Origin of the sequence: Crocosphaera watsonii WH 8501 (assembly GCF_000167195.1) — a bacterium.
Lineage (GTDB): Bacteria > Cyanobacteriota > Cyanobacteriia > Cyanobacteriales > Microcystaceae > Crocosphaera > Crocosphaera watsonii.
The window spans coordinates 1-12,425 of sequence record NZ_AADV02000125.1; the positions used below are offsets into that span (position 1 = coordinate 1).

A 12,425-nucleotide genomic window follows, 5' to 3' on the forward strand; every position below is an offset into this window, starting at 1 on the left:
AAAGATTCCCTTTAACAATTTTTCTGAAGTTCTCGCTTTTTTCCAAATTACTTCAAATGGTTATAAAGATATTTATAATCGTGCGGTCCAATCCTGGCCTGATTTAAAAAGCCCTAATCGCGTTGGGTATTTGATGTCTGCTGGCGCACAAGTCGCATCTAAAATTAGTTTACCTTTATTTTTTATTTTTTCTCCTTTTTCTTGGAGACAATCCTTTTTTTTTACTTCTTTATCACTCTTGTCTATTTCTCTTTTTACTATTTTTTTATTGATTTTGTTTATCAATTCTCCATCAATTCTTTTCCTAAAATGAACTAGCATTGAAGATTCCAGTGGTGGCTCTTGTTGATAACAATTTAAACCTATAAAGTATTGTAGATAGGGATTTTCTCTAATCTGTTCTATAGTTTCTCTATCACTTGTTCCTAATTTTTCCTTAATAATTAATGTCCCTAATGCCATTCTAAATAGTTTGGCTGGCGCACCTTTTTCTGCTGAAAAAAGTTTAGCATATTCTTCCTCAAAATCATCCCAAGGTATCAACTCTGCCATGATTACCCAACGATTATTGGGGGACAATTTGCCCTCGAAAGGTAATTCAAATTTTTCTGGGGGCGGTAAAGGTTGCTCCTCTTTTCGATACATTTGTTCTTGACCAACAACTGGGAGGTGTTTCTACCAATTATAGCGGTTTGTAGCCGACAAAGCTGATCTTTTTTGCGATCGCGAATATGGGTGTAACCTTTTAAAGAATAGGGTTTTGCTTTTATTCAGCAAACCCTAAGTTAGCCCATCACCTCTGTGACCAAGCACAATCAATATTTATCGAGGATATTGATTTTAGGTCGTGGGCTAGGGGGATGCTGTCTAAGCATTGTCTTGACGCTGCCTTTGGGCAATTTGTGACCATCCTTAAATGGGTGGCTTGGAAGCGCGACGTTTTCGTTGCTGAAGTGGACAAGAACTACACTCCCCAAATTTGCCCTCAGTGCTCCTGTGAGACAGGTAAGAAGACTCTTGATGTTAGAGAACATATTTGTCCCGAATGTGGTTACACAACCCATCGAGACGTGGCCTCCGCACAAGTTATCAGAAATCGAGGTCTGACCCACCTGGACTGAGATTCCAGGTGGAAAGCAGACCTCAAAGGTTTAGAAGGATACGCGCTAGGGCATAGCGTGTTAGAAAATGCCTGTGGAGATGATGGGACGGGGGCGGTAACGCCTAGTTACCAATCTGTGAAACAGGAACTCTTAAATGTGAATTTAAGAATCTCCCGTTGAGCGCGTAGCGCGGGCGGCGAGAGTGTCAATCTAATCTTTTTTTGATAAGGGGATGTTAGGACGGGCAAACGGTTCAAACCAACCTCTACGCCAAAAAAATAAGACTAAACCTCCTGCGATCGCTCCCATGAACCCTAAACAAATTATATAACCCCAACGAGTCTTTAATTCTGGCATATATTCAAAGTTCATCCCATAAACCCCAGCAATAAAAGTCAGAGGAATAAAAATCGTCGAAACAACGGTTAAAACTTGCATCACCTCATTCATTTTATTGCTCATAGAAGATAGATAAGCATCCATTAAAGAAGAGGCTAACTCTCGATAAGTTTCTACAATATCTAAAATTTGAATAAAATGATCATAACAGTCTCTAAAATAAATTTGTGCCTCGGAGCTAATTAAAGAACTTTCTCCTCTGACTAACATATTGCTCACATTTCGTAAAGGCCAAATAGCACGACGTAAGGCTAATAATTCCCGACGAATTAAATAAATTTCTTTTAGTTGATTAGTATTAGGTCTAATAGCCAACTCGTCTTCTATATCTTCGATGCGATCGCCGTAGTCTTCTAATACGGGGAAATAACCATCAATAATAGAATCTAACAATAAATACATTAAATAATCTGCTTTTTGTTGTCTGACTTTGCCTTGATTTGCCTTAATTCTTTCTCTAACAATATCGAAACAATCTTCTATTTCTTCTTCTTGAAAAGTAAGTAAATATCTAGTTCCTAAAACAAAACTAACTTGCTCGCTTTCAAATCCCTCTTCATTGTCCTTGGGGCGAACCATCTGTACAATTAATACTAATTGCTCGTTATAATCTTCTAGTTTAGGTCTTTGAGGAACATTAACCACGTCTTCTAAAAGTAAGGGATGAAGCTTAAAAATTTCTCCAATTTATTTAAGAACCCTCTCACTTCCTAACCCTTGAATATCCATCCAAGAAATGGTATTTGTTCCTAAATAGGGGATTAAAGCGTTGGGGGTAACATCTACTTTTCGTATAGCATGGGACTGATCGTAATCAATTAAAACAATACGAGAAGGTTTCGCATCTGGTTCTATATTTAACTTTCCAGGTTCGCTACCAGGTTCATCAAAAAAGTAATCAAAATAATCTGACTCCTCTTCTTTTTCTAATTCTTCAGGGTTGAGTATTTGGTCTTCAGTAATGGGGGATTGAGTCATAATTTATTTTCAGTTATATGTTGTTCTTTCTACAATCTAAATGTAGTCCCATAATAATCAAATCTCTTTCAATCCTATCTAATTGAGCTACTTTTGGCAAGTAACCCCATTGTTGAAAGTTATATTTTTTAAATAAGTTTAAACTGGGTTTATTATGGGCAAAAATAAATCCTAGTAAGTTAGTTAATCCCAATTTTGGACTTTCTTCTATGACATATTCTAATAGTTTTTTACCAATTCCTTGACCTCGGTATTTTTCAGCAATATATAAACTGATTTCTGCTGTACTTTTATAAGCGGGACGACAATAAAAATGTTGTAAACTAATCCAACCAACCACTTGATTTTTAACCCCTGTTGTTGACGACTGGTTATGATCTTCCATCACCCAAATAGGATAATGGTTAGTGTCTCTTTCTTTGAACCATTTTAAGCGACTTTCTACCGTTATTTTTTGTAAATCTCCTGTGGCAATACGACTGGGAATACTATCATTATAAATATTAACAATTTTTTCCAAGTCTTCTAAGTTTGCTAGTCTTATTTTTTTCATTTATCATTCCTATTTTAGTTTTATCATGATATGAGATTGATTTTTTTTGACTGTAAAAATTCCCAGTGACTGGACTAATTCACTCAATTTTTTATAGCCATAATTTCGAGAATCAAAGGAAGGGGATAATTTAGTTAATTGTGAACCAAAGGGACCAAGATGAACCCATTCTTCTTCATCTGCTACGGATTCATAGGCACTCTTCAACAACTCTAATAATTGTTTATTTGTTGTTATTTTTTGATTGCCAGAAGGTTGTTTATAAGCTAAAATATCGGTATAAATAAATTTGTTACAAGCAACGACAAAAGCTTCTGGAGTCTTGACTTTTTCTCCAAATCCATAAACAATAAGTCCTGATTCCCTAATGCGAGAGGCCAAACGAGTAAAATCACTATCACTAGAAACTAAACAAAAGCCATCAAAATTATTTGTATAAAGTAAGTCCATTGCATCAATAATTAAAGCACTATCAGTGGCATTTTTTCCCGTTGTATATCGAAATTGTTGGATGGGTTGTAGTGCTAATTTATTGAGTTTACTTTTCCAGCTATTTAATTGACTGTTTGTCCAGTCTCCATAGATTCTTTTTACATTAGCGGTTCCATACTTAGCAACTTCTTGTAATAAGTGTTCAATAATATTTGCGCTGACATTTTCAGCGTCGATTAAAACTGCTAAACGGGTATTACTGGAACCATCCTCTAAGGTTTTCATATTAAGAGATTGGCAGATTGTTCATTGTACAATTTGTATTAAAAGAGTTAAATCTTTTGATCAACCGCTTTTTTATAAACTTTTTGAATAGTTTTGAGAATTTTATCAAAAGCTGATTGAGGTGAATCTTGAGCGGGATCAAGTAGTTGTAATTTAGTTAAAAGTTGTGCCTCTTGCATTTGAATATCCCCATCGCTATAAACTAAAGCACTTAAGGTTTCCAATAATTTTTGATAGTCATTTCTGCTAGGATTATCCCCTAAATATTCTTCTAACCATTGATAACATTGATGGGGTTGAACGGGTTTCAATTCTGATAAAAGATCCTTGAGATCATCATCTTCAGATAAACCATGACGCTGAGCCATTTGTTTTAGATAGTCCCTTTCTTCTGCCTGAATAATGCCATCGATCCAAGCTGCACCAATGAGAATTTTTAGCAATTGTTTATTTTTATTTTGCTCATTCATTGTTAATCACCGAGGTGTTTTTTCCTGTCTTTATCATGAAATATATTTGGTATAAATAGGTATTCTATTAACCTTTCTTCAACTTCACCATGAAAAAACCGTCACTATCCTGTTTATGGGGGAGCATTTGTATCCACTGTGATGATGTCACAAAGGGAGAAAAAGCCCAATGGGGGTTAGGTGGTTCGATCTTCCAATGGGAATGAGTGCTTAAAAAGGTTTGGATGATTTCTTGGTTTTCTGGGGGGTTAAGGGTACAAGTTGAGTAAACTAGGGTTCCTTGGGGTTTGACCCATTGGGCGGCTTGGTTTAAAATCTCTAGTTGTAAACTGGTTAATTCTCTGATGTTCTCAGGAGTCTGTCGCCAACGAATGTCTGGATGTCGGTGCAGGGTTCCCAAGCCGGAACAGGGAACATCCACTAAGACTCGATCTCCTTTATTGATAAACTGTTGCAAATAACGACTATCCCCCACAACTGTTTCAATACAGTTTAATTCTAGTCTTTGGGCGTTTTCTTGTACTTTTTTGAGACGGGAAGGGGTGCGATCGCAGGCGAAAATGGTGCCTTGATCCCCCATTAACTCGGCGATATGGGTTGTTTTTCCCCCTGGTGCAGCACAGGCATCGATAATGGTTTCTCCAGGTTGGGGATCGAGGAAATAACTCACCAGTTGCGCGCTAGTATCTTGTACTGTCCAATGACCTTGGCTAAACCCTGGTAAGGTAGGGATAGTTCCTATTTTCCCTTTTAGTCTCAAAGCACAGGGAAAACGGCCTAAAGGGGTGACGTTAACTCCTGCTGAGGTTAGTTGAGTTTGTAGGGTTTCCAAATTGGTTTTTAAGGGGTTAACACGAATGTCAATGTTAGGGCTTTGATTAAACCAATGGCACATTTTTTCTGTGGTTTCTTCCCCCCATTTTTGCAGCCAAGTTTCGATGATCCAGTCGGGGAAACTGTATTGAATAGCGAGTTTTTTTAGGGTATCATTGGGTAAAATTAAAGGGTCGTGGTTGCCTTGAATACTACGAATATATTGCCGTAAAATGCCGTTAACTACCCCTGAAAGTCGTTGCAATTTGTTGTCTTTGGCTAGGTCCACACTGGTATTAACAGCAGCAGAAGGGGGAATATGATCGAGGTATCGTAGTTGATAGAGTCCAATGTGTAGGATACGTCTTAAGTTTGGGGGTTGTTGTTGCGCCTTTTTTTTACCTAGTTGATCGATTAAACTATCTAAGGTGCGTTGATGACGAATAATGCCATAAACTAATTCTGTGCATAGACTGCGATCGCTAGAACTAAGATTACTTTGATTTAAAGCCCTATTTAAAGCAACATCGGTATAACTATTTTTGCGATCAATTTTTAGTAAAATTTTTAAAGCAAGTTGACGGGCGTTGCTGGTTGATAATTTATTTCTCATTCGGTTTTCCAGTGTATTCTATGCTGAAAAATAGTTTGAACTCAATGAAAACCAGACAGGATAGATAATTCAAGCCTAATAATTAGTTAAAAACTTGCGCTTCTTCTCCTGTCTAGCTCTTTCATTACTTAGCATAGTTCATTCTGTAAAACCAATAATCTACGCTTGTGCCAGCAATTTTTCTTCAATAAAGTCATAGCCTGATTCTTCTAATTCTAGGGCTAATTCTTTACCACCACTGATAACAATTTGACCATCATACATAACATGAATATGATGGGGTTCAATATAGTTTAATAAGCGTTGATAATGGGTGATTAATAAGAAAGCATTATCAGGAGTTGCTAACTGGTTGACCCCATTAGAAACAATCCTTAAAGCATCGATATCTAGCCCTGAGTCAATCTCATCTAAAATACCTAATGTGGGTTCTAATAAAGCCATTTGTAGGATTTCGTTACGCTTTTTTTCACCCCCAGAAAATCCCTCGTTTAAGCTTCTTTCTAAGAAAGCAGAGTTCATTTTAACAACTTCTAATTTTTCCTCCACTAAATCTTCAAAATCAAAAGTATCTATTTCCTCTAAACCTAAATGCTTACGACGGGCGTTGTAGGCTACTCTTAAAAAGTCTAGGTTACTGACCCCAGGAATTTCTAAAGGGTATTGAAAGGCTAAAAATATACCTTCTAATGCTCTTTCATCAGGGCTTTTATCTAAGATATTTTCTCCCTTATAAATCACCTCACCCCCAGTGATTTCGTAGTCAGGGTGTCCTGCCAAAACCTTGGATAAAGTGCTTTTTCCTGAACCATTTCTGCCCATGATAGCATGGATTTCACCTGCTTTTATATCCAGATTAACTCCTTTTAAGATAGGAGTTCCTTCTACATTAGCAGTCAAGTTTTTGATGGATAAGATAACGTCACTCATGTTTTTTTCTTGATTGTTAATTGTCAATAAATATCAGTTACCATCTTTTAAGATTGATAACTGATAAGCGATAACCGATAACTGTCTAGCCGACGGTTCCTTCTAACTTCAAACTCAATAACTTATCGGCTTCTGAAGCAAATTCCATAGGTAATTCACTCAAGACATCCTTACAGAAACCACTGACTAACATTGAGACAGCATCTTCTTCAGAAATACCTCTTTGAGCAAAGTAAAATAGTTGGTCTTCTCCTATTTTAGAAGTAGATGCTTCGTGTTCAACTTTAGCCGTATTATTATCAACTTGAATGTAGGGGAAGGTATTAGCTTCGGCGTTATCCCCAATTAACATAGAATCACATTGGGAGTAGTTTCTTGCTCCTTTTGCCCTGGGTCCCATTTGTACTAAACCCCGATAACTATTTTTAGAGTTACCAGCAGAAATACCTTTAGAAATAATGGTGCTACGGGTGTTTTTGCCAAGATGAATCATCTTGGTTCCCGTATCAGCTTGCTGCATATTATTAGTTAAGGCAATGGAGTAAAATTCCCCAACAGAATTATCCCCTGCTAACACACAACTGGGATATTTCCAAGTAATAGCAGAACCTGTTTCTACTTGGGTCCAAGAAATCTTAGAATTAACCCCTTTACAGAGTCCTCTTTTAGTCACAAAATTATAAATTCCGCCCTTACCTTTCTCATCCCCTGCGTACCAATTCTGTACCGTAGAATATTTAATATCTGCGTTATCTAACGCTACTAATTCAACCACTGCAGCATGAAGTTGATTACTATCATACATGGGAGCGGTACACCCTTCTAAATAGCTGACAGATGCTCCCTCTTCCGCCACAATTAAAGTGCGTTCAAACTGCCCTGTATCTCCTGTATTGATGCGGAAATAAGTCGACAGTTCCATGGGGCATTTTACCCCTTTGGGAATGAAAATAAAAGAGCCATCGCTAAACACCGCAGAATTTAACGCAGCAAAGAAATTATCCGCAACAGGAACCACACTACCAAGATACTTTCTTACTAACTCAGGATGTTCCTCTAATGCTTCAGAAATAGAGCAGAAAATAACCCCATCCTCGGCTAATTTTTCCTTAAAGGTGGTTGCCACAGACACACTATCAAAAATAGCATCTACAGCCACATTGCTTAGGCGTTTTTGCTCAGATAAAGGAATACCTAGCTTTTCAAAGGTTTCTATTAAAGTGGGATCAACGTCGTCTAAACTTTTTAATTTTTCTTTCTTTTGTTTAGGCGCAGAATAGTATATGATATTCTGGTAGTCAATTTTTGGGTAGTGGACGTGAGGCCAGGTAGGTTCCGTCATTTTCAACCATTGTTTATAGGCTTTAAGACGAAACTCCAGCATGAACTCTGGTTCGTTCTTTTTAGCGGAAATAAGACGAATTACATCTTCACTTAAACCCCGAGGGATAGTTTCGGTTTCGATGTCAGTAACAAAGCCGTATTTATAAGGTTGGTTGACTAGGTTTTTGACGGTGGTTGCACTCATTAGATTTTGTGTTCTCCGTTTTAGTTCAAGGTTTTTCTCCAGTATCTGGAGAATTAAGTGATTTAAACAAAATAGTTATATGGGGGATGAGTTCTTAGCCCCACAAACTTGTGTCTCCTGGATCGGGTTAATAAAACAACATTTATGTTTCTTTATTATAGCTTACAATGGATTAACAACAGAATTGTTGTCAAAGTCACATTCTTCTAAAATTTTGTGTAACCTTTTCTAAAGTGCGATCGTTACATTTGTAATATATCTGAATTGTAAGTTTAAAAAATGACTACTATACAGCCCCCTTCCACAAAAGACGACATTTTACAGCATTTACTCAAGCAAGGTAAAGCTACCGCCCACGAACTCGCAGAAACCCTGAATATCACCCCTCAAGCTACCCGTCGTCATTTGAAGGATCTAGAAGGGGACGGGTTGCTAGAACATCATCCGATGCAGGAAGGGTTAGGACGACCCCAATATGTCTATTCTCTCAGTAAACAGGGTCGCGATCGTTTTCCTAACCAATATGGGGAGTTTGCTGTGTCTTTTTTGGAGACGTTAATGGAAACATTGGGGGAGCCTCAAGTAAAAGAGGTACTACGCAAGCAATGGCAACGCAAAGCTGATGAGTACCGACGACGTATTGGCGAGGGTTCTTTAAAAGATAGGGTGGATAAGTTGGTTAAACTGCGACAGGAAGAGGGTTATATGGCTGAAATGCACAAGGCCAACGAAAAAAATGGCTTAAATGGTCAAGATGAGGGTTATCTCTTGGCTGAGCATCATTGCGCCATTTCTGATGTGGCCGAATCTTATCCTACAGTGTGTGGTCATGAGCTAGAAATGTTTGCCGACATTCTGCCTGATTGTATTATAGAACGAACCCACTGGATTAATGAAGGGGAACATAATTGTGGGTATTTAATTAGATTTAAGGGTTAGAGTTGAGAATTTATCTATTAAGTTAATGGCCAATAAAAACCTTAAAAAATATAAGAGAAACATTAACGAACTTAGGGATGTGGCCGCCATTTGGTGGCCAGAAGAGTTAAGAGCAGAAAGTGCAACCGCTAGTATTATTCCAATACTCTTAAAAACTTGGACTTTGGATAAAAAACAATTGTTAGCGTAAATTTTACGCTAAACATATCTCCAGAGCTAAAATAGAGAATTAAGGTGATTTTAAAAACTCTCTTTCCATCTTTTTAGGGGATTTTAAATATTAAATAGCTTCATTCAGTTTCGGTTCCAATATAGATATCTAAGTAGCTTTCAGTTAGAGATTGAATGACTCGTTCTAATTCATCAATGAGATTTCTTCTAGTGAGTTTTTCTACAGCATCAATATGAGCAGAACTTCCGGCTCGTCCTAAATATTTATATTTGGTTTTTTTCTCATTATTAGTGGCCATAGGAAAAATTGATTCAGCAGCCTGTAGTTTATAATACCAGTAGATTGTTCCCTTTCGATTAACCTGATAACGAATAATATGACAATTAGCTGGTGCTACTTCCCCTTCCCGTTCAATTTTCTTTATTTTCTGTTTAAGAGAGCGAATTAGACTCTTAATTTGTTTGGCTCTCAGGTGGACATCTTGACTGGTCTTAAGTTCGGAATGTGATGACATTAGCCTTAACTGTAACAAACAACCTCTTTTGATGTTAGCGTATATATTCCGCTAATTTATAAGGTAATAAATTTTAAAAATGACCAAAAATGAAACGGCTACGTCTGTCGAGGAATTCCTGGTGTGGAGGTCTAACCTCTTCCAAGGACTAAAAGCTAGAAAAGAAACTATTATAGAATTACTCGATGCCCTCTCCAGTAACCAACAAGCTCACTCAGTCGTTGAATTGTCTCTCAATCCTTTATTTAGAAGAGATTATAACAGTTTATATAGAGGAATTCAAGAGTTTTTACCCACTCAAACTGACCCTAATTATGAACAGAGAATTGAGACTTTATTTTCAGCGGTATCGAGAACAATTCCTCCCACTTCAAAACATTATAACCTCACGGGGTGACAAGCCCGTTAAAACCCTGATTGAAAGAGGGTTTCAGCCGTGGCGATCGCTCTATAAATTGTCAAAAACTAGAGGGCTTATTGAGAATAAACAATAATGATAATCATTCTTGCCGTGTGTGTGGGGGGGAGGAGGGGTTACACCGTCCTCCCCCGTCCTCCCCCCCACAGGGTTGATGCTCAAAATCAACCCCTTGGGCAATATTAGTTTTTATTAAATAATAAAAATTGGTTTATTTTGGATAGTTACATCTAAAATAAATCATCTTCCACTGGTTATTTTATGTTAAGATAAAATAGGGGAATTAAGCCGTCTTATCTATTATGGATATGGCTTGTAACCCTTTTTTATAATTGTTGAGTTTCTGGGGATTATTGCTCATCATAATTGAAATAAAATCAGAGCAAAATTCCCAAGCGTGAATCCAAAGAGAGCCATAAAGTCCTATCCAAAAATTACTATGTCTTCGGTCACGTCTTGATTTTTCAGTTAGACGAGCAATATATTTTCCTTGATTGGTTTGTCGAAATGTTTTGCCTTTTAAAGAAGTAGCAGTGTAAGAGATCGCTATTAATAAAATCAAGGAATTTAGTCGTTTATTATTGGCTTTACTTCCCTCCAAATTATAACCCCCTGTCTTACAATCCTTGAATATAGCTTCAATACCTGCCCTGGCTCGATAGACTTTCAAGACCTCTGATAAACTGTCTAAGTTGGTAAGAATAAACCAAGGCTCTTTTTCCTGTTTGCCCTTGTATTTTCTTTTCCAATATGCTCCCACATTAAAGTTTCCAAACCCTTTATTTTTAGTGACTGAAACCCCAGTTAAAAACATCTTCATCCCAGGTTTCATTCCTAACTGCGAAAAAGTTTGATAATCTTCATCATCTTTTTTCTGGTTTGTACCTTGTTTCTGACGAAAAGCGAAGAATAACTTTTGTTTTTTACTTTTTTGTTTCAACCAATAAGCTAATTTAACACTGTGGAATTCTCGGTCTCCAAGAATGACTAACTCATAGTTTTTTAGAAGACAAAGAACAGGTTGAATTAATGCCTGTTGTTCAGATAATCTGCTGGCTCCTCTTTTCCCTAAAAGTGTCCAATAGATGGGTAAAGCCCGCTTTTTCCAGATAACAGCAACCATGAAAACATTTTTATCTTTCCATTGGGTTCGGTCAATTGTTATAATCAGACGAGAGCCAGTCTTAAATTCTTTACAAATAATAGCTTTAATCACAGGAAACCAGAATCTGGGAATGGCTAAAGCTGACAAAACTAGGAATCTCTGGATATGTTTACGACGACTTTGATAAAGGATTGGTAAAGGAAAACAAGCTGCTAACCTTTCTATTCTAACCTGTTTATGTACTGTCAGCAACCACAGTAAAATTCTAAAAGCCTCGAACTGTGTTTGTGTTAAATGTTTGGTAAAATGAGATTCATAAACTGCTAAAAAGCTCATGATTTAAGTTATAAAACGATTAAGGACAATCTGATTATTATTAGCATAAAATCGGATTGTTTTCTCTCTTTTAGGAGTTGACGCTCGCGCATCAAAACAGTTTGGGGGGGCAGGGCAATCGCATTTAATTTTTGAAAAGCTGACTGCATAAGAGGTTTCGCGATTGCCGTTCATTTGTACTGAAACTCTAAAATCTTTACTGGATCACGCATCTCAGATTTTAATGCGATTGCCCTGTTTGGGGGTGNATNNTTTTTTCTTTTATATATCATTGTTTCTTATTTTTTTTTATTATTCTTTATTATTTCTTTTTTCTCTTTTCTCTAATTACATTTTTATTAATTTTTCTTTTTTTTACAACATACTTTTATTTATCTTTTTATATCTTTTTTTTTCTTTCTTTTTTTTTTTGTTATTTTTTATATATGTTTATTCTTCTTTTATCCTTCTCTTTTCATTTTTTTCTCTTGTATTCTAACTTAATACTCCATTTCTTTTTTTTTATATCTCATAATCACTTTTTTCATTATATTCTATCACTTTACATTTATTCTTATCTTTTATGCTTTTTTTTTTTTTTAATTTTCTATTAATTTTTATATCTTTTTTAATTTCTCTTTATTTTTTTTTCTTATTTTTTTTTTTTTGATATTTCTATTATATTCCTTATTAATATTTAATTTCTTCATCCTTTTATTTCTCTCTTACACCTTTCTTCTCTTTTATTAATTTTCTTTTTATATCTTCTCTTTTTTTTATTAACTTTGATCATCACTCTTCTTTCTTTTCTTACTTCTTTTTATCTCTTCTTTTTTCATATTATTTTTTTTTTCTTTT

Annotated in this window: 10 protein-coding genes and 4 pseudogenes; 4 read left to right on the forward strand and 10 right to left on the reverse strand. The window is 36.2% G+C overall.

What is annotated here, in order from left to right; genetic code table 11:
- Positions 1-75: 75 nt before the first annotated feature.
- Positions 76-645 (reverse strand): annotated as a pseudogene (locus CWATDRAFT_RS24650) (IS5 family transposase); the annotation flags it as partial.
- 137 nt (positions 646-782) lie between these two features.
- On the opposite strand from CWATDRAFT_RS24650, the pseudogene CWATDRAFT_RS37665 reads away from it, so the two are divergent.
- Positions 783-1,283 (forward strand): annotated as a pseudogene (locus CWATDRAFT_RS37665) (RNA-guided endonuclease InsQ/TnpB family protein); the annotation flags it as partial.
- 30 nt (positions 1,284-1,313) lie between these two features.
- Here the strand turns inward: CWATDRAFT_RS37665 and corA are convergent.
- The 7 genes and pseudogenes from corA to sufB form a co-directional block, all read right to left on the reverse strand.
- Positions 1,314-2,480: pseudogene (gene corA / locus CWATDRAFT_RS24660) on the reverse strand (magnesium/cobalt transporter CorA).
- Between the two features lie 13 nt (positions 2,481-2,493).
- Positions 2,494-3,033: a GNAT family N-acetyltransferase gene (locus CWATDRAFT_RS24665; RefSeq protein ID WP_007307560.1), complete on the reverse strand. Its 540-nt coding sequence runs from the start codon at positions 3,031-3,033 to the stop codon at positions 2,494-2,496.
- Positions 3,034-3,042: 9 nt separating this feature from the next.
- Positions 3,043-3,750, reverse strand: a complete 708-nt coding sequence (locus CWATDRAFT_RS24670) for an NYN domain-containing protein (RefSeq protein ID WP_007307559.1) — start codon at positions 3,748-3,750, stop codon at positions 3,043-3,045.
- Between the two features lie 47 nt (positions 3,751-3,797).
- Complete coding sequence (locus CWATDRAFT_RS24675; protein ID WP_007307558.1) at positions 3,798-4,220, reverse strand: tellurite resistance TerB family protein; 423 nt, start codon at positions 4,218-4,220, stop codon at positions 3,798-3,800.
- A gap of 67 nt (positions 4,221-4,287) precedes the next feature.
- The gene (locus CWATDRAFT_RS24680) at positions 4,288-5,646 is read right to left on the reverse strand and encodes a 16S rRNA (cytosine(967)-C(5))-methyltransferase (RefSeq protein ID WP_007307557.1); all 1,359 of its coding nucleotides are present in this window, start codon (positions 5,644-5,646) and stop codon (positions 4,288-4,290) included.
- Positions 5,647-5,805: 159 nt separating this feature from the next.
- On the reverse strand, positions 5,806-6,576 hold the full coding sequence (gene sufC, locus CWATDRAFT_RS24685) for a Fe-S cluster assembly ATPase SufC (RefSeq protein WP_007307556.1): 771 nt from the start codon (positions 6,574-6,576) through the stop codon (positions 5,806-5,808).
- An 85-nt stretch (positions 6,577-6,661) separates the two neighbouring features.
- Complete coding sequence (gene sufB, locus CWATDRAFT_RS24690) at positions 6,662-8,104, reverse strand: Fe-S cluster assembly protein SufB (RefSeq protein ID WP_007307555.1); 1,443 nt, start codon at positions 8,102-8,104, stop codon at positions 6,662-6,664.
- A gap of 279 nt (positions 8,105-8,383) precedes the next feature.
- Here sufB and sufR point away from each other — a divergent pair, with 279 nt between their 5' ends.
- Both sufR and CWATDRAFT_RS37670 read left to right on the forward strand, forming a co-directional pair.
- Complete coding sequence (gene sufR, locus CWATDRAFT_RS24695; protein WP_007307552.1) at positions 8,384-9,043, forward strand: iron-sulfur cluster biosynthesis transcriptional regulator SufR; 660 nt, start codon at positions 8,384-8,386, stop codon at positions 9,041-9,043.
- Positions 9,044-9,068: 25 nt separating this feature from the next.
- Positions 9,069-9,233, forward strand: coding sequence for a hypothetical protein (locus CWATDRAFT_RS37670; RefSeq protein ID WP_157134169.1), 165 nt, complete (start codon positions 9,069-9,071; stop codon positions 9,231-9,233).
- Positions 9,234-9,333: 100 nt separating this feature from the next.
- On the opposite strand, the gene CWATDRAFT_RS24700 is transcribed toward CWATDRAFT_RS37670, so the two are convergent.
- Positions 9,334-9,729, reverse strand: coding sequence for a hypothetical protein (locus CWATDRAFT_RS24700; RefSeq protein ID WP_007303423.1), 396 nt, complete (start codon positions 9,727-9,729; stop codon positions 9,334-9,336).
- A 79-nt stretch (positions 9,730-9,808) separates the two neighbouring features.
- Between CWATDRAFT_RS24700 and CWATDRAFT_RS24705 the strand changes: the two are divergent.
- Positions 9,809-10,123 (forward strand): annotated as a pseudogene (locus CWATDRAFT_RS24705) (transposase); the annotation flags it as partial.
- A gap of 307 nt (positions 10,124-10,430) precedes the next feature.
- Here the strand turns inward: CWATDRAFT_RS24705 and CWATDRAFT_RS24710 are convergent.
- Positions 10,431-11,588, reverse strand: a complete 1,158-nt coding sequence (locus CWATDRAFT_RS24710) for an IS4 family transposase (RefSeq protein WP_007307554.1) — start codon at positions 11,586-11,588, stop codon at positions 10,431-10,433.
- Positions 11,589-12,425: the final 837 nt, after the last annotated feature.